Raw genomic sequence first — 17087 nt, 5'->3', positions numbered from 1 at the left:
CGCCTCCCCCTACCGGGGACGGCGACGCATGCGTCAGGTCAAGCGTGGAACGACTGCTTAGCGCTTGCGCTTCTCGCGGACGCGCATGCTGATGTTGATCGGGCTGCCCTCGAAGCCGTAGACCTCGCGGAGGCGACGCTGGATGAAGCGACGGTAGCCCGGGTCGAGGAACCCGGTGGTGAAGATGACGAAGGTCGGCGGGCGGCTCGAGGCCTGGGTACCGAACAGGATGCGCGGCTGCTTGCCGCTGCGCACGGGGTGCGGGTGCTCGGCGGCGAGTTCGGCGAGGAAGGCGTTGAACTTGCCGGTGGCGACGCGGGTGTCCCACGACTCGAGGGCGACCTCGAGGGCGGGGACGAGCTTCTCCATGTGGCGGCCGGTCTTCGCCGAGATGTTCACGCGGGGGGCCCACGCCACGTGGGCGAGGTCGAGCTCGATCTCACGCTCGAGGTACCGGCGACGGTCGTCGTCGATCTGGTCCCACTTGTTGAAGGCGAGAACGAGGGCGCGGCCGGATTCGAGGACGAGGTCGATGACGCGCACGTCCTGCTCGGAGATGACCTCGGTCACGTCGATGAGCACGACGGCGACCTCGGCCTTTTCGAGCGCGGCGCTCGTGCGGAGCGAGGCGTAGAAGTCGGCACCCTGGGAGAGGTGCACGCGACGGCGGATGCCGGCGGTGTCGACGAAGCGCCAGACCTTGCCGCCGAGCTCGACCTGCTCGTCGACCGGGTCGCGGGTGGTGCCGGCGAGCTCGTTGACGACAACGCGCTCTTCGCCGACGACCTTGTTGAGGAGGCTGGACTTGCCGACGTTCGGGCGGCCGAGGATGGCGACGCGGCGGGGGCCGCCGACTTCCTGCTTGGCGACGGCGGAGATCTCGGGAAGCTTCTCGAGGATCGCGTCGAGCAGGTCGGCGACGCCGCGGCCGTGCAGGGCCGAGACGGGCCACGGCTGCCCGAGGCCGAGCGACCACAGGTTGGCCGATTCGGGCTCCTGGCGCACGTCGTCGACCTTGTTGGCGACGAGGAAGACCGGCTTGCCGGCCTTGCGGAGCAGGCGAACGACGGCTTCATCGGTCGAGGTCGGGCCCACGTTGGAGTCGACGACGAACATGACGACGTCGCACAGCTCGATGGCGAGCTCGGCCTGCATGGCGACGGAGGCGTCGATGCCCTTGGCGTCGGGCTCCCAGCCGCCGGTGTCGACGATGCTGAACTTGCGTTCGTGCCATTCGCCCTTGTAGGTGACGCGGTCGCGGGTGACGCCGGGGGTGTTCTCCACGACGGCCTCACGGCGGCCGAGGATGCGGTTGACGAGCGCCGACTTGCCGACGTTCGGGCGGCCGACGATGGCGATGACCGGCAGGGCCGGGAGGTAGGTGATCGCGTCGGGGTCGTCCGTCACCGAGTCGAGGACATCGAAGTCCTCGTCGTCGAGGTCGTAGTCGTTGAGCCCGGTGCGGAGGGCGGCGGCGCGCTGTGTCGCCAGGTCGTCGTCGAGATCGTCCAGTCTTGCCCCGAGGTCGGGGTCGAGATCGGGAAGTGTTTCGTCGTATTCGTTAGTCATGCGAGGTCCTCGCGGTACGTGTGTTGATGACCTCGATGACCGCGCCAATGGTCTGTTCGAAGTCGAGATGGGTGGAGTCGACGGTGTTCACACCGTCTGCGGCGCTCATGAATTCGACGACCTGTGAGTCGGCGCGATCCCTCGATCGCAACTGATCTGCCACGGTTTGAGCCGATTGAGTCGATATTTCCGCAGAGCGCCTAGCCATTCTAGCTTGTTCGGATGCCGTGAGCAGGATCCGGACCTCCGCCTCCGGTGCGACGACGGTCGTGATGTCCCGTCCTTCGACGACGATTCCGGGCCGGTCGACGCCCGCTGCGATGCTGCGGAACAGCGCGGTGAGGTGGGCGCGCACGGCGGGGACGCGGGCGACGGCGCTCACGATCGCCGAGACGGCCGGCTCCCGGATGGCCTCGGTGACGTCGACCGCTCCGACGCTGACGGCCGGGTCGTCGGGGTCTGTGCCGATCGCATAGTCGAAGGAGGGCAGGGCGCCGATGACCGCATCCGTGTCAGCGGGGTCGATGGCGCGGTCGCGCACGAACCAGGCGAGGGCCCGGTAGGCGGCGCCGGTGTCGAGGTAGCCGTAGCCGAGGCGGCGGGCGACGGCACGGCTGACGCTCGACTTGCCGCTCCCGGCGGGGCCGTCGATGGCGACGACGAGCGGATGCGTGGATTCAGTCATGTGCTAGCCGGCAATCCGCCAGCCGCGTGCGGCCAGCTCTTCGGTGAGGCGGGTGACGGCCTCTGGGAGCACGGAGATCTCGGCGAGGCCGAGTTCCGCACCGGGTGAGTGCTCGAGCCGGAGGTCTTCGACGTTGACGCCGAGGGCGCCGATCTCGTTGAGGAGCCGGGCGATCTGGCCGGGTGTGTCGTCGACCATCACGGTCAGGGAGACGAAGCGGCGGTCGTGGCCGTGCTTGCCGGGCAGCCGGGAGACGCCGGCGTTGCCGCCGGCGAGTTCTTCGGCGACGCGGCGGCGGGCGCCGGGGGCCGCCGGGTCGGCGAGGGCGGTGATGAACCGGTCGAGGTCGTCGCGGTATGCGGTGAGGATCTCGCGCACCGGGGCCGCGTTCGCGCCGAGGATCTGCACCCACAGTTCGGGGTCGCTCGCAGCGACGCGCGTCACGTCGCGAAGGCCCTGGCCGGCGAGGTTGAGGGACGCGGCGGGGGCATCCGTGAGACGCCGGGCCATCAGGGTCGAGACGACCTGGGGCACATGGGAGACGAGGGCGACGCCGCGGTCGTGGTCCTCGGGGCTCATCTCCACGAGGGTCGCGCCGAGGTCGAGGATGAGGTCGTCGATCGCGGTGGCCTGTTGGTAGCTGATGCCGTCGTGGGCGGCGACGACCCAGGGCCGGCCGAGGAAGAGGTCGGCGCGTCCGGCGAGGGGTCCCCCGCGTTCGCGGCCGGCGAGGGGGTGCGAGCCGATGTAGCGGGAGATGTCGGCGCCGCGGGCGCGCAGTTCGGCGAGGGGCGCGAGCTTGACGCTCGCGACATCCGTCACGATGGCGTCGGGGAAGGACTCGAGTTCGCGGGCGACGATCTCGGCGGTCACGTCCGGCGGCACGCACACGACGATGAGCTGCGGCCGGTCGCCGGCCAGGGACGCCCGGCCGGCGCCGTAGTCGATCGCGATGCTGAGGTTCGTCGGCGAGGCGTCGGCGAGGATGACCTCGATGCCGCGCGCGCGGAGGCCGAGGCCGATGCTCGTGCCGAGCAGCCCGGTGCCGACGACGCGCACGGGCCCGATCAGGCGACTTTCGACCACGGGTGTCTCCTGACTTCGTGCGTGTTGTGCCTCTAGTATTCGGTGTCCGCCCGCGAAATCGTGAGCAGCTGACCGAGTTCAACCTTAGTCAAGTCGCGCAGGTCACCGGCCCGCAGGGTGCCGAGGTGCAGGGGCCCGAACTGGCGGCGGACGAGGTCGACGACGGGGTGGCCGACGGCCTCCATCATCCGCCGCACGATCCGGTTGCGCCCGGAGTGCAGGGTGAGCTCGACGAGGCTGAAGCCGTCGCCGGGAGGGCTCGTCAGGATCCGGGCCTTGTCGGCATTGATCGGACCGTCGTCGAGTTCGATGCCGGTCTGCAGCAACTGGATGGTCTGCGCGGTGACGCGGCCCTCGACCTTGGCGATATAGGTCTTCATCACGCCGAAGGAGGGGTGCGCGAGGATGTGGGCGAGGTCGCCGTCGTTGGTCAGGATGAGCAGGCCGCTCGTCATGGCGTCGAGGCGGCCGACGTTGAAGAGGCGCTCCTCGAACTGCTCGGTGAATTCGCGCAGGTCGGGGCGGCCGCTCTCGTCCTGCATCGAGGAGACGACGCCGACGGGCTTGTTGAGCATCACGTAGCGGCGGCTGGTGTCGAGCTGGATGGCGACGTTGTCGACCATGATCTGGTCGTGGTCCGGGTGGATGCGGCGTCCCAGTTCGGTGACGACCTTGCCGTTCACGCGCACCCGGCCCGCGGCGATCAGGTCTTCGGAGACCCGGCGGGAGGCGACACCGGCCGAGGCCATCACCTTCTGCAGGCGCACGCCGTCCGCGGCGGCTTCCGGGTTGGTGGGCGTGCCCTGGGGGTCGATCGTCATGGTGAATCCTCAAATCCATTTGCGCCGTCTGCGAGCAGGGGCGATAAGTAGGGCAACTCGTCGAGCGAGTTGATTCCCAGCTGTGTGAGCAGCAAGTCCGTGGTGCCGTAGTTGATCGCACCGGTCTCACTATCGGTGAAGACCTCGGTGATCAGGCCGCGCCCCACGAGGGTGCGTACGACCGAGTCCACGTTAACGGCCCTGATTGAGGCTACCGCCCCGCGGCTGATCGGTTGCTTGTACGCGATCACGGCGAGGGTCTCGAGGGCAGCCTGGGTCAGTTTGCTCGGGTTCTGGGTGAGCACGAAGTCGGCGACGGCGGTGTCGTGTTCCGGTCGCACGTAGATGCGCCAGCCGCCGGCGACCTCGCGCAGCTCGAAGCCGCGGCGCACGGTACCTGCCGTGCCGTCGAAGTCGGCGACGAGCCGGGCGATCGAGCGGCGCACGTCGCTCAGCGGCCTGCGGAGCGCGGTGCCGAGGTGCAGCAGGCTCTGCGGTTCGTCGGCGACCATCAGGATCGCCTCGAGGGAGCGGTCCAGGGCGGCGGCCTCTGTGGCGAGTGCGCTGCCGGGTGCAGGAGCTGCGCCGGGCGTGCGGGTCGCGCCGGTTCCTGCGCCGGGGCCGGCCAGGGTGTCAGTTGTCATAGTCCGCTCCGAGGTTCGCGAGGGTGTCGTCCGACCAGTCTTCGTCCGGGGACGCCGCGGCACTCCAGTGCAGGCTCAGGTCGCCGAGGGGTTCGAGCTGGTCGAAGGAGAGGAAGCCGCGCCGGTAGAGCTCGAGCACGGCGAGAAAACGTGCGATGATCACGCCGGTCAGTTCGACGTCGGCGATGAGTTCACGGAAGGTGAGCGTGTCACCCGAGCGCAGCATCCCGACGAGCCAGGCCGCCTGCTCACGGATGCTGACCAGCGGCGCGTGCAGGTGGTCGAGCCCCACGGTGGGCACCTCACGCGGAGTGAGCGCCCGGGTGGCGAGGGCGGCGAAGTCGGCGAGGGAGAGCGTCCAGACGAGTTCTGGGGTCTGCTGCCGGAACTTGTCCTCGAGGCGCACGGAACGCACGTGCCTGCCGGACTCGACCTCGATCCGGCCGAGGAACCAGGCCGAGGCGGTCTTGAAGGCGCGGTACTGCAGGAGCCTGGCGAAGAGCAGGTCCCTCGCCTCGAGCAAGGCGGCATCCTCGGCGTCGACGAGCTCGCCCTGCGGCAGGAGCCCGGCGACCTTGAGGTCGAGCAGGGTCGCGGCGACGACGAGGAATTCGCTCGCCTGGTCGAGTTCCTCGGCCTGGTCGAGCCCCTTGAGGTGGGCGATGAACTCGTCGGTGACGCGGCTGAGCGACACCTCGGTGATGTCGAGTTCGAGCTTGCCGATCAGGGAGAGCAGCAGGTCGAACGGGCCCTCGAAGTTGCCCAGGGCGACCGAGAATGTCCGCGAGGGGACGGTGTCAGGCGACAGCGCCACGCTGGATCAGTTCCCGCGCCGCCTGGCGGTAGGCCTTGGCGGCCGCGTGCTCCGGCGCGAACTCGGTGATCGGCACCCCGGCAACGCTCGCGTCTGGAAACTTGACGGTGCGGCCGATGACGGTTTCGAGCACGCTGTCGCCGAAGGCGTCGACGACGCGCTCGAGGACCTCGCGGGAGTGCAGCGTGCGCGAGTCGAACATGGTCGCGAGGATGCCGTCGAGTTCGATCGCGGGGTTGAGGCGGTCGCGCACCTTGTCGATGGTCTCGATCAGGAGGGCGACGCCGCGCAGGGCGAAGAATTCGCACTCGAGCGGGATGAGCACGCCGTGGCTCGCGGTCAGGGCGTTGACGGTTAGGATGCCGAGCGAGGGCTGGCAGTCGATCAGGATGACGTCGTAGTCGGCGGACACCTTGCGGAGCACCCGGGCGAGGATCTGCTCGCGGGCGACCTCGTTGACGAGGTGCACCTCCGCGGCGGAGAGGTCGATGTTCGCGGGCATGATGTCGAGGTTCTCGACAGCGGTCTTCTGGATGACCTCGGCCGGGGTGTACTTGTTGCCGAGCAGCAGGTCGTAGACGGTCGGCAGGTCGTGCGTGGGGATGCCGAGGCCCGCGGAGAGTGCGCCCTGGGGGTCGAAGTCGATGGCGAGCACGCGGCGGCCGTAACCGGCGAGTGCGGCACCCAGGTTGATGGTGGTCGTCGTCTTGCCGACGCCGCCCTTCTGGTTGCAGAGCGAGATGATGCGCGCGGGGCCGTGGCTTTTCAGCGCCGCGGGTTCGTCGAATTCGTGTTTCGGCCGTCCGGTCGCACCGACGACCACGTCCTCGAATCCGGGGAGTAGTGTCCGGTCAGCTTTTTCGCGCTTCACTCCGGTGTCCTCGTTCCGTCCTGCACCCATCACTCAGTCGAGTGTAGCGAGCCGATCGGCGCCCTTCCGCAAGGATCGCCGGGAAGCCGCGGTTCCGCATCCGCCGGATTCAGCGGGCTCAGCGGGCTCAGCGGGCGCGCGGGTGTGCCGTGGTGTACATGTCGCGGAGGGTGTCCGCCGTGACGAGGGTGTACAGCTGGGTCGTCGCGACGGAGGAGTGGCCGAGGAGTTCCTGCACGACGCGCACGTCGGCGCCGCCGGCGAGGAGGTGCGTCGCGAAGGAGTGCCGGAGCGTGTGCGGCGAGACGTGGCCCTCGAGGCCGGCGCGCTCGGCGGCGGCGCGGATCAGGAGCCAGGCGTTCTGGCGGCCGAGGCGCCGGCCGCGCAGTCCGAGGAAGAGCGCCGGGCTCGCGGGGCCGCGTGCAGAGAGCAGGGGCCTCCCCCGCACCAGGTAGGCCTCAACGGCCGCACGGGCGAAGCTGCCGACCGGAACCAGGCGTTGCTTGTCGCCCTTGCCGGTGAGCCGTACGACGTCGAGGTCGAGCACGTCGTCGACGTTGAGGTCGACGGCCTCGGAGATGCGCGCGCCGGTCGCGTAGAGCAGTTCGAGGAGCGCCTTGTCGCGCAGCTGGTGAACGTCCTCGCCGTCGGTCGCGGCAAGCAGCAGGGCCACCTGCTCGATGCTGATGGCCTTCGGCAGCCGGGTCGCGAGCTTCGGCGGTTTCACGTCGTGGGCGACGTCCGCGTCGACGAGGGATTCCTCGAGCAGGAACCGGTGCAGCCCGCGCACGGTCGACAGCATCCGCGCGATCGACGCGGCCGTGAGCGGCGACTCGGCTCGGGTCGCGAGGTGCCGCACGAACGCGGAGACGTGCAGCGCGGTGACCTGACCGGGTTCGGTGAGGCCCTCGGCCTCGAGCCAGCCGGCGTAGACCACGAGGTCGCGCCGGTAGGCGGCGACGGTATTCGCGCTGAGCCCGCGCTCGATCGCGACGTGCCGCAGGAACGCTTCGACCGCCGCCGCGACCGTCATCGGCCGGTGTGATTCCAATTGTTCGGGTGCCGCGGCCAGGGCAGGTCTGCGGCGCCGAGGGTGCTCCAGTCGCGTTCCTTCGCGGCGAAGGCGGCGAGCACCGAGATCACGAGCGCGGGGTTCTGCACCCGGCGTGCGAGCACGGCGTCGAGGCAGTCGGCGAAGGGGACCCAGCGGATCTCCATGTCGGCTTCCTCTTCGGTGCGGTTGAAGACCTCGGGCGCGGCGGTGAGGCCGCGGGCGAGGTAGACGCGCAAGGCCTCGTTGCTGCCGCCCGGTGACGTGTAGAACTCGCTCAGAACGTGCCATTCGGCGGCGACGTAGTCGGTTTCCTCGCCCAGTTCGCGCTTGGCCGCCTCGACCGGATGCTCGTTGGCCTCGTCGAGGAGGCCGGCGGGCAGTTCCCACTCGCGCATGCCGACGGGGTGCCGGTACTGCTTGATCAGCAGCACCCGGTCGTCTTCGTCGAGGGCGAAGACGGCGACGGCACCGGTGTGGTCGACGTAGTCGCGCACGATGTCGGAGTCGCCGTAGCGGAAGGTGTCCTTGCGGATGTCCCAGACGTGCCCGGCGAAGACCACATCGGACTCGGAGACCGCCGCGGAGGCGACCTCGTCCTCGAGGAACTCAGTCACGGCTCAGGCCTCGGCGCCGACGACCGCAGCGACGTCGACGGTCTCGTCGCCCGTGTCGTTGCCCTCGTTGACTTCGAACAGGCGGCTGGCCTGCTGGCGGTCGAGTGCGGCGCCGATCAGGCCGCGAAAGAGCGGATGCGCGTGGCTCGGGCGCGAGCGGAGCTCCGGGTGCGCCTGGGTCCCGACGTAGAACGGGTGCTCTGCACGCGGCAGCTCGACGTACTCGACCAGGTGGCCGTCGGGAGAGGTCCCGGAGAACCACATGCCGGCATCCGCGATCTGTTCGCGGAACGCGTTGTTGACCTCGTAGCGGTGACGGTGGCGTTCGGAGGCCGAGGGGGCCCCGTAGAGCTCGGCGACGAGGGAGCCCGCCGCGAGGTCGGCCGGGTAGAGGCCGAGGCGCATGGTGCCGCCGAGGTCGCCGCCGGCGATGATCTCGACCTGCTCTTCCATGGTCGCGATCACGGGGAACTCGGTGTCCGGGTCGAACTCGGAGGAGGACGCCCCGGTGAGGCCGGCCTTGTTGCGGGCGTATTCGATGACCATGCACTGCAGGCCGAGGCAGAGGCCGAGCACGGGGATGCCGTTCTCGCGGGCGAAGCGGAGAGCCCCGAGCTTGCCCTCGATGCCGCGCACGCCGAAGCCGCCGGGAACGCAGATACCGTCGAGGTCGCCGAGCAGGCGGGTGGCGCCTTCCTCGGTCTCGCACTCGTCTGAGGCGATCCAGCGGACGTGGACCTTGGTCTTGTGGGCGAAGCCGCCGGCGCGGAGGGCTTCGGTGACGGAGAGGTAGGCGTCGGGCAGGTCGATGTACTTGCCGACGAGGCCGATCGTGACCTCGTGCTTGGGCTCGCGCACGGCGTCGAGCACCTTCTGCCAGCCGGTCCAGTCGACGCTCGTGACGGGCAGGCCGAGGTGGTCGGTGATGTATTTGTCGAGGCCCTGCTCGTGCAGCACGGCGGGGATCTCGTAGATGCTGGGCACGTCGACGCAGTTGACCACGGCGTCTTCGTCGACGTCGCACATCAGCGCGATCTTCCGCTTGTTGGCGTCGGAGACGGGACGGTCGCTGCGCAGCACGAGCGCGTCGGGCTGGATACCGATCGAGCGGAGCGCAGCGACGGAGTGCTGGGTGGGCTTGGTCTTCTGCTCGCCGGCCGCGCCGAGGAAGGGCACGAGGGAGACGTGCACGAAGAAAACGTTCTGGCGGCCGAGCTCGTGGCGCACCTGGCGGGCGGCCTCGAGGAACGGCTGCGACTCGATGTCGCCGACGGTGCCGCCGATCTCGGAGATGATCACGTCGGGGCGCAGCGCGTCGTCGGCCTGGAGGCGCATCCGGCGCTTGATCTCGTCGGTGATGTGCGGGATGACCTGCACGGTGTCGCCCAGGTACTCGCCGCGGCGTTCCTTCGCGATCACCTGCGAATAGACCTGGCCGGTGGTGACGTTCGCGGCCTGGTTGAGGTTGATGTCGAGGAACCGCTCGTAGTGACCGATGTCGAGGTCGGTCTCCGCGCCGTCGTCCGTGACGAAGACCTCGCCGTGCTGGAACGGGTTCATCGTTCCCGGGTCCACGTTGAGGTAGGGGTCGAGCTTCTGCATGACCACGCGTAAGCCGCTGGCCGTCAGGAGATTGCCGAGGCTTGCCGCCGTCAGGCCCTTGCCTAATGAAGAAACGACACCACCAGTCACAAAGATGTGCTTGGTCGTGCCGTCTGTATTGTCCGCGTTTCTATTTTCCACCACGGGCTTCGACTCTATCATCGGATCTTCGTGGATCCGCCAGCACTCGCGAGGTTCATCAGTTCGCGGGCGTGTTCGAGGCCGCTCACGGAGTCGGGCAGGCCGGACAACAGCCGGGCCATTTCGGCGGCGCGATCGTCGCCGGTCAGCTGGCGAACACTCGACTCTGTGACGGAACCGTCGCTGTCCTTGACGACGCTCAGGTGGTTGCCCGCGAAGGCCGCGACCTGGGCGAGATGGGTCACCACGATGACCTGGGCGGTTTCGGCAAGCCGGGCGAGCCTTCTGCCGATCTCGATCGCGGCCGCGCCGCCGACGCCGGCGTCGACCTCGTCGAAGACGAAGGTCGGAACCGGGTCTGTCGCGTTGATCACGACTTCGATGGCGAGCATCACCCGGGACAGTTCGCCGCCGGACGCGCCGCGGGCGAGGGTGCGCGGTTCGGCTCCCGCGTGCGGGCGCAGGAGGATGCCGACCTGGTCGCGGCCGTGCGCGGTGAGCTCTCCTCCGCTGTCGACCTCGACGACGAGGGCGGCGTCGGGCATCGCGAGGGCACTGAGCTCGGCCGTGACGGCGGTGCCGAGGGCTGCGGCCGCCGTGGTGCGGATGCCGGTGAGCCGGTCCGCGAGCGCCTCGACGACGAGCAGCTCGGCTTCGGTGTCGGCGCGGAGCTGCTCGATCCGGTCGGTGTCCCCGTCGAGTTCGAGCAGGCGGGCGCTGCCGGTGTCGAGGAAGGCGATCGCCTCGTCGAGGCCGCCGGCGTACTTGCGGGCCAGGCCGGTCAGCACGGCCCGTCGCTCCTGCACGATCTCGAGCTCGCGGGCGCCGTCGGCGTCGAGGCCGGCGAGGTAGCTCGAGAGCTGCGCGGCGACATCCGCCACGAGGAAGCCGGCATTCGCGAGGCTCTGGGCGAGCTCGGACAGGGCAGGGTCGTGGTCGCCGGCGCGTTCGAGTTGCCGGCGCGCGGCGTCGAGCAGGGTGACGGCATCCGGAAGCCCGTCGGGGTTCTCTTCCGCGGAGAGGAGTTCACGGGACTGGGCGGCGGCGAGCCGGAGCTCCTCGAGGTTGCCGAGCCGTTCGGCGCGGGCGGCGAGGTCGTCGTCTTCGGCCGCCTGCGGGGCGATCGCCTCGATCTCGTCGATGGCGGCGCGGAGGTCGGCGGCCTCGCTCGTGCGCTCGTCCTGTTCGGTGACGAGGCGGGCGAGTTCGGCGCGGTCGTCCTGCCAGCGGTGGTAGTGGGTCTCGAAGTCGGTGAGCACCGGGCCGAGTTCGGGGCCGGCGAAGCGGTCGAGGGCGGCGCGCTGGGCGCCGGCGGAGCGGAGTCGGACCTGGTCGGACTGCCCGTGCACGACGACGAGGTCGCCGCCGAGGTCGCCGAGCACGCTCGCGGGGGCGCTGCGGCCGCCGACGATGGCGCGGCTGCGGCCCTCGGCCGAAACCGAACGGCTGAGGATGAGGTCCGGGCCGTCGAGGTCTCCCCCGGCGTCGCGCACGCGGCCGGCGACGGTGCCGTCGGCGTCGACCTGCCAGCGGCCCTCGACCCAGGTCTGCTGCGCGCCGTGGCGCACGAGGCCGGGGTCTGCGCGGGCGCCGAGCAGCAGGCCGAGCGCGGTGACGACCATGGTCTTGCCCGCGCCGGTCTCGCCCGTGACGGCGGTGAAACCGGGGCCGAGCGGGAGGGTGGCTTCCTTGATCACGCCGAGGTCGCGGATGACGAGTTCTTCGATCACGAGCGGGCCTCCCCCGCGACGGGCCTGGTCACGCGCGGCTCACTCGCGCGAGGCGCGCAGGGCTCATCCACGCGGGGCTCACTCACGCGGCGCTCACTCACGTCCGACCGGTCCGCGCCAGCCCGTGACGGGCAGGTTGAACTTGTTCACCAGGCGGTCGGTGAACGGGCCGGAGTGCAGGCGGGCGAGGCGCACCGGCACCGGGGAGCGGCGCACGATCACGCGGGATCCGGCGGGCAGGTCGTGCACCCGGCGACCGTCCGCGCAGAGCACCGCGGCTCCGCCGTAGTGCGCGAGCACCTCGACGGCGAGCGACGAGTCCGGCCCGACGACGAGCGGGCGGGAGAAGAGCGCGTGGGCGCTGAGCGGGACGAGCAGGAGCGCGTCGAGGCTCGGCCAGACGATCGGGCCGCCCGCCGAGAAGGCGTACGCGGTCGATCCGGTCGGGGTGGACATCACGATGCCGTCGCAGCCGAAGGAGGAGAGCGGCCGGCCGTCGACCTCGACGACGACTTCGAGCATCCGCTCACGGCTCGCCTTTTCGACGGTTGCCTCGTTGAGGGCCCAGGTTTCGTAGATGACCTCGTCGCCGAGTTTGACCCGCACGGCGAGGGCCATGCGCTCTTCGACGAGGTAGTCGCGGAGGAGGGCGCGGCGCACGGCTTCGCCGAGGTCGTCGCGTTCGCTCTCGGCGAGGAAGCCGACGTGACCGAGGTTGATGCCGAGCAGGGGCGCCGAGCAGCCGCGCACGACCTCGGCGGCGCGCAGGATGGTGCCGTCCCCGCCGAGGACGATGACGAGCTCGAGCTCGGTCGCCTGCACGGTTTCGCCGAGGATGGCGAGACGGCCGTCGAGCTCGGGGCAGGCGGCGAGGATGTCGGTGAGTTCGGTGGGCGCGAGCACGGGGGTCGCGTCGGAGGCGAGGAGCTGCTGGCAGACGGTCACAGCAGCCCGGAGCGAGTCCGTGCGCCCGGTGTGCGCGACGACAAGGATGTGCCGGGGTGATGCAGTCATCTCGTCACGCTCCCACCAGTGCCGTTGTGCGGTCGATCCATTCTGTCGGATTGCTGCCCACCCGCGCGCTCATCCAGCACAGATACTCCCGATTGCCCGCGGCGCCGACGATCGGGGATGCGATCAGGCCGTTTGTGCGGAGGCCGAGGTCCCAGCCCGCCCAGAGCACGCCCGCGATCGCGTCGGCGCGCAGGGCCGGCCGGTGCACGACGCCCTCGCGGATGCTCTCCTTGCCGACCTCGAACTGCGGCTTGATCAGCAGCACGAAATCGGCGCCCTCCGCTGCCGTCGCCACGAGGGCAGGCAGCACGGTCGGGAGTGAGATGAACGACAGGTCGCCGACGACGAGGTCGGGGCGGGTGTCGACACCGGATGCCGCGGCGAGCGTTTCCGGCGTCGCGTAGCGCAGGTTGAACCCCTCGACGGCCGCGAGGCGCGGTTCGAGGGCGAGTTCGGGGGCGAGCTGGCCGTGGCCGACGTCGACGGCGAGCACCTGTGCTGCGCCGCGTTCGAGGAGCACCTGGCTGAAGCCGCCCGTCGAGGCGCCCGCGTCGAGCACGGTCCGGCCCGCGACGGGGATGTCGAACGCATCGAGCGCCGCGATGAGTTTGTGGGCGCCGCGGCTGACGTAGTGGTCGGTCGGGGCAACGACGAGCACCTGGTCGGCGCGCACCTTGGTGGACGCCTTGACGACGGGCTGGCCGTCGACCGTCACGAGGCCTCCGGCGATCACCTGCGCTGCTACCGTGCGCGAACGCACGAGCCCGCGGTCGGCGAGGGCCGTGTCGAGGCGCTGGTCGGGCATCCGCTCAGGAACAAGCTCAGCCTCGGACCCGGAGTCCGCCCCGGCATCCGCGTTCGCCTCAGGGCCGGGGTGCACTGTCGCCGCCCTCGAGGTGCGTGCGCAGCTCGTCGTGCAACTGCGCGTATGCCGCCGCGCGGTCTTCGAGGGGCAGGTCGCCGATGTCTCCGAGCCGGGACAGGAGTTCGTCCGCCATGGTCACATTTTCGGGGCTGACGCCCTGGGGGATGTCCGCTGGGTTCTGCTGCACCCTCTCCACGTTACCGTCTGAGATACAGTCGCTCCGGAACATTCAGCCCATAGACGGGCCGGCCGGACGCCCAGATCACGGCGCACGCGGCGCGGAGCAGATTGATCCCGCCGTCGCCCTCCGCGACGATCTCGACGTCAGCACCAGTGATGCGCACGCTCGCGCCTGCGACGGTCGCAGTGGCGCGGTCCTTGGAGAACACGGTCTCCGGGTAGGGCTCGTGCAGCTGGCGCAGGTCGTCGAGGATGAAGCGGGGGCGCTCCTTCTCTGCGGCGGCGAGGGCCTGCTTGGCCTTGTCGATGCCGGTGAGCACGAGCACCGCGGGAATGCCCGCCCGGTTGGCGCCGAGGATGTCGGTGTCGAGCCGGTCGCCGATAAAGAGCGCGTGCTTCGCCTGGAAGCGGGTCATGGCTTCGTCGAAGATCGCGACCTCCGGCTTGCCTGCCACGATCGGGAGACGGCCAACGGCGCTGTGCACGGCGGCGACGAGAGTGCCATTGCCGGGCGCGATGCCGCGGGCGACGGGGATCGTCCAGTCGGTGTTCGTCGCGACCCAGGGGATCTCGATGCCGTCTTCGTTCGGGTGCAGGGCGAAAGCCGCCTCGGCGAGGTCCTTCCAGCCGAGTTCGGGCGTGAAGCCCTGGATCACGGCTGCGGGGTGGTCGTCGGCGGAGCGGGTGATCTCGAATCCACCCTTCTCGACCTCCTTCACAAGGCCGGCTCCCCCGATGACGAGGATGCGCGCGCCGGCGGGCACCTCCTGGGCGAGCAGCCGGACGGCGGCCTGCGGCGAGGTGACGATGTCCTCGGCGCGGGCGTGCAGCCCGAGCTCGGTGAGGTGGTCGGCGACGGTCTGGTCGGTGCGGGAGGCGTTGTTGGTGAGGTAGCCGACCCGCACGGTCTCCGCGGCCTTGTTCAGGCTCTCGATCGCGAACGGGATCGCGTGCGGTCCCTGGTACACGACTCCGTCGAGGTCAGCGAGCACCACGTCGACGCCGGTGAGCGGCGTCGTCGTTTCACTCATGCGTCGGCGCCTGAGCATCGGACTCCTCGTCGGTTCCCGTCGCCGGGTCCCCTTCGGAGTCCGGCAGCACCACGTCGATGGTCTCGTCGGCGACGTCGATCTCGTCGATCTCATCGAGCTCTTCGACCTCGTCGATTTCGGCGGCGGGCTCGTCGGTTTCGGGCTCGTCACCGTCTTCGTCGTCGTCGTCGCTCGCATCGTCGACGTCGAAGTACTCGTCGTCGGTGTCCTCTTCGTCGATCTCGAGAATCTCGATGGTCTCGTCGATGTCGGCGGCGGATGCCTGGGCGGCATCCGCGCGGTCGGCGCGCTCATTCCACTGCGCGGCCTCGTCGGTGCGGCCGAGTTCCTCGAGCACCTCGGCGTAGGCGGAGAACAGCTCGGCACTGTAGGAGAACGCGGTCTTCGGGTCGAGCTGCGGGATGTCGAGCTCGGCCAGGGCGGCCTCGGTCTCCCCGAGGTCGAGACGGGCACCGGACATCGCGATCGCCAGGGCGACCTGGACGCCGGCGGGCAGGGTGGAGCGGTCGACGGAACGGCCGAGCTCGAGGGCGCGGTCCGGGCGACCGACGCCGCGTTCGCTGTCGACCATGAGCGGCAGCTGCGAGTTGGACCCGGAGATGCGGCGGTAGGTGCGCAGTTCGCGCAGAGCAAGGGCGAAGTCGCCCGTGGCGTACGCGGTGATCGCGAGGCTCTCCCGCACGACCGCGATGCGGCCGGCACGGCGGGCGGCGCTCATCACGTGACGGTGGGCGAGCTCGGGGTCTTCGTCGATGACCCGGCCGGCCATGGCGAGGTGGGCGCCGACGGCCTCGGCGTTGTCCTTGGTCAGGGTCTTGAGTTCGTTCCGTGCAATCCGGTCGAGGTCGGCAGACGAGATGTCGTCGGGGAGCTCGGGGTCGTCGTGGCGCGGGCGCACCGAACGCAGCTCGCGCTGCATCCGCTGCTCTTCGGTCATTTCATCTTCGACGGCGCGGGCATCGCGGTCGCCGCGGGCGGGGGCGCCGTCGCGGGTCCAGAGCTTCTTGCCGGCGTCGCCGCGCGGTGCTCCGGCGCGGGTGGCCGAACCGCCGCGCTGGGTCGCGTTCGCCCAGGGCTTGCGGTCGCCGCCCGACTGCGGACGCTCGGTGCGCGGTGCGTCCTTCGACCACGGCTTGCGCTCGCCGGTCTGGGGACGATCGGAGTTGCCGCGGTACGCGGGACGTTCGCCGTCGCGCTGCGGGCGGTCGGTGCGGGGCGCGTCTTTCGACCAGGGCTTGCGCTCGGCGCCGCCCTGCGGACGGTCGGAGTTGCCACGGTACGGGGCGCGCTCGCCCGACTGCGGACGGTCGGAGTTGCCACGGTACGGAGGACGCTCACCATCACGCTGCGGGCGCTCAGTGTTGCCGCGGTAGGGCGCGCGCTCACCGGACTGCGGACGCTCGGAGTTGCCACGGTACGGAGCACGGTCGCCCTGGGGGCGCTCGGAATTGCCGCGGTACGGGGCACGCTCGCCCGACTGCGGACGCTCGGAATTACCGCGGTACGGAGGACGCTCACCATCACGCTGCGGGCGCTCAGTGTTGCCGCGGTAGGGCGCGCGCTCACCGGACTGCGGACGATCGGAGTTGCCACGGTACGGAGCACGGTCGCCCTGGGGACGGTCGGAGTTCCCGCGGTAGGGGGGACGCTCACCATCACGCTGCGGACGATCGGAATTGCCACGGTAGGGGGCACGCTCGCCACTCTGCGGACGCTCGTTGTTGCCGCGGTACGGAGGACGATCGCCGTCGCGCTGCGGACGGTCGCTGTTTGCACGGTACTGGGGACGATCGCCCTGGGGGCGCTCGCTGTTCCCGCGGTACGGGGCACGCTCGCCGCTCTGCGGGCGGTCGGTGTTGCCGCGATAGGCGGGACGGTCGCCGTACTGGGGGCGGTCGCCCTGGGGACGGTCATTGTTTCCGCGGTACGGTGCACGTTCGCCACCCTGCGAACGGTCGTTGGTGCCACGGTAAGGGGGACGTTCGCCGTCACGCTGGGGACGGTCGGAGTTGCCCTTATAGGGAGGACGCTCACCGTCGCGCTGAGGGCGATCGGAGCGGCCCTGATAGCCGCCGGAGCCGTTGTTGCCGCGAGCCCCGGGCGGGCGTCCGCCGTCGCGTGCGTCATTACCGTTAGTTCCTGAAGGGCTCACTGTGTCTCCTGTGTAATTGGTTGCCTCGAAGGCAGACTCGTCAAGCCTACGGCTTAACGCAAAATGGCCACCCGTTAGGTGGCCATTTTGTGTATTTCTGGTGTTTCTAAGTTAAGTCCGGCGGTGTCCTACTCTCCCACAGGGTCCCCCCTGCAGTACCATCGGCGCTGAGAGTCTTAGCTTCCGGGTTCGG

At 70.0% G+C, this 17087-nt stretch carries 16 protein-coding genes and 1 rRNA gene; all 17 read right to left on the bottom strand.

Annotated elements, in window-relative coordinates:
• Nucleotides 1–57: 57 nt before the first annotated feature.
• Nucleotides 58–1569, bottom strand: coding sequence for a ribosome biogenesis GTPase Der (gene der / locus E3O39_RS07550; protein WP_134450163.1), 1512 nt, complete (start codon nt 1567–1569; stop codon nt 58–60).
• Complete coding sequence (gene cmk / locus E3O39_RS07545; protein ID WP_134450162.1) at nt 1562–2254, bottom strand: (d)CMP kinase; 693 nt, start codon at nt 2252–2254, stop codon at nt 1562–1564. Before cmk ends, der begins: the two co-directional genes overlap by 8 nt.
• Nucleotides 2255–2257: 3 nt before the next feature.
• On the bottom strand, nt 2258–3340 hold the full coding sequence (locus E3O39_RS07540) for a prephenate dehydrogenase (RefSeq protein WP_241985006.1): 1083 nt from the start codon (nt 3338–3340) through the stop codon (nt 2258–2260).
• Nucleotides 3341–3372: 32 nt separating this feature from the next.
• Nucleotides 3373–4161, bottom strand: coding sequence for a pseudouridine synthase (locus E3O39_RS07535; RefSeq protein WP_134450161.1), 789 nt, complete (start codon nt 4159–4161; stop codon nt 3373–3375).
• Nucleotides 4158–4805 carry an SMC-Scp complex subunit ScpB gene (locus tag E3O39_RS07530; RefSeq protein WP_134450160.1) on the bottom strand — a complete coding sequence of 216 codons (648 nt, stop codon included), beginning with the start codon at nt 4803–4805 and terminating at the stop codon, nt 4158–4160. The genes E3O39_RS07535 and E3O39_RS07530 overlap by 4 nt, the downstream gene beginning before the upstream one ends.
• Complete coding sequence (locus E3O39_RS07525; protein WP_134450159.1) at nt 4795–5619, bottom strand: ScpA family protein; 825 nt, start codon at nt 5617–5619, stop codon at nt 4795–4797. The genes E3O39_RS07530 and E3O39_RS07525 overlap by 11 nt, the downstream gene beginning before the upstream one ends.
• Nucleotides 5603–6490: a ParA family protein gene (locus E3O39_RS07520; protein ID WP_241975279.1), complete on the bottom strand. Its 888-nt coding sequence runs from the start codon at nt 6488–6490 to the stop codon at nt 5603–5605. Before E3O39_RS07520 ends, E3O39_RS07525 begins: the two co-directional genes overlap by 17 nt.
• A 127-nt stretch (nt 6491–6617) precedes the next feature.
• Nucleotides 6618–7523, bottom strand: a complete 906-nt coding sequence (gene xerD / locus E3O39_RS07515; RefSeq protein ID WP_134450157.1) for a site-specific tyrosine recombinase XerD — start codon at nt 7521–7523, stop codon at nt 6618–6620.
• Nucleotides 7520–8158, bottom strand: a complete 639-nt coding sequence (locus E3O39_RS07510) for an NUDIX hydrolase (RefSeq protein WP_134450156.1) — start codon at nt 8156–8158, stop codon at nt 7520–7522. The genes xerD and E3O39_RS07510 overlap by 4 nt, the downstream gene beginning before the upstream one ends.
• 3 nt (nt 8159–8161) lie before the next feature.
• Complete coding sequence (locus E3O39_RS07505) at nt 8162–9922, bottom strand: CTP synthase (RefSeq protein WP_134450155.1); 1761 nt, start codon at nt 9920–9922, stop codon at nt 8162–8164.
• Nucleotides 9919–11631 carry a DNA repair protein RecN gene (gene recN / locus E3O39_RS07500; RefSeq protein ID WP_134450154.1) on the bottom strand — a complete coding sequence of 571 codons (1713 nt, stop codon included), beginning with the start codon at nt 11629–11631 and terminating at the stop codon, nt 9919–9921. The genes E3O39_RS07505 and recN overlap by 4 nt, the downstream gene beginning before the upstream one ends.
• A 93-nt stretch (nt 11632–11724) precedes the next feature.
• Entirely contained in the window at nt 11725–12645 is a 921-nt protein-coding gene (locus E3O39_RS07495; protein WP_134450153.1) for an NAD kinase, read from the bottom strand.
• 4 nt (nt 12646–12649) lie between these two features.
• Nucleotides 12650–13450, bottom strand: coding sequence for a TlyA family RNA methyltransferase (locus E3O39_RS07490; protein ID WP_134450266.1), 801 nt, complete (start codon nt 13448–13450; stop codon nt 12650–12652).
• A 58-nt stretch (nt 13451–13508) separates the two neighbouring features.
• On the bottom strand, nt 13509–13697 hold the full coding sequence (locus tag E3O39_RS07485) for a hypothetical protein (RefSeq protein WP_134450152.1): 189 nt from the start codon (nt 13695–13697) through the stop codon (nt 13509–13511).
• A 10-nt stretch (nt 13698–13707) separates the two neighbouring features.
• Nucleotides 13708–14721 carry an HAD-IIA family hydrolase gene (locus tag E3O39_RS07480; RefSeq protein ID WP_370294738.1) on the bottom strand — a complete coding sequence of 338 codons (1014 nt, stop codon included), beginning with the start codon at nt 14719–14721 and terminating at the stop codon, nt 13708–13710.
• Entirely contained in the window at nt 14714–16894 is a 2181-nt protein-coding gene (locus E3O39_RS19450) for a primosomal protein (RefSeq protein WP_241985005.1), read from the bottom strand. Before E3O39_RS19450 ends, E3O39_RS07480 begins: the two co-directional genes overlap by 8 nt.
• 115 nt (nt 16895–17009) lie before the next feature.
• Nucleotides 17010–17087 (bottom strand): 5S ribosomal RNA (rrf, locus tag E3O39_RS07470); the annotation flags it as partial.

The sequence above is a fragment of the Cryobacterium sp. MDB2-A-1 genome (assembly GCF_004402675.1).
Taxonomy (GTDB): Bacteria; Actinomycetota; Actinomycetes; order Actinomycetales; family Microbacteriaceae; genus Cryobacterium; species Cryobacterium glucosi.
The sequence above is the reverse complement of the archived record's forward strand: the minus strand, read 5'-3'. Positions and strand labels throughout refer to the sequence as shown.

Coding starts and splice junctions, on each gene's coding strand:
- xerD (WP_134450157.1), bottom strand. CDS start 7,523: ATGACGGTCGCGGCGGCGGTCGAAGCGTTCCTGCGGCACGTCGCGATC.
- E3O39_RS07495 (WP_134450153.1), bottom strand. CDS start 12,645: ATGACTGCATCACCCCGGCACATCCTTGTCGTCGCGCACACCGGGCGC.
- E3O39_RS07480 (WP_370294738.1), bottom strand. CDS start 14,721: ATGAGTGAAACGACGACGCCGCTCACCGGCGTCGACGTGGTGCTCGCT.
- E3O39_RS07535 (WP_134450161.1), bottom strand. CDS start 4,161: ATGACGATCGACCCCCAGGGCACGCCCACCAACCCGGAAGCCGCCGCG.
- cmk (WP_134450162.1), bottom strand. CDS start 2,254: ATGACTGAATCCACGCATCCGCTCGTCGTCGCCATCGACGGCCCCGCC.
- der (WP_134450163.1), bottom strand. CDS start 1,569: ATGACTAACGAATACGACGAAACACTTCCCGATCTCGACCCCGACCTC.
- E3O39_RS07490 (WP_134450266.1), bottom strand. CDS start 13,450: ATGCCCGACCAGCGCCTCGACACGGCCCTCGCCGACCGCGGGCTCGTG.
- E3O39_RS07505 (WP_134450155.1), bottom strand. CDS start 9,922: ATGATAGAGTCGAAGCCCGTGGTGGAAAATAGAAACGCGGACAATACA.
- E3O39_RS07530 (WP_134450160.1), bottom strand. CDS start 4,805: ATGACAACTGACACCCTGGCCGGCCCCGGCGCAGGAACCGGCGCGACC.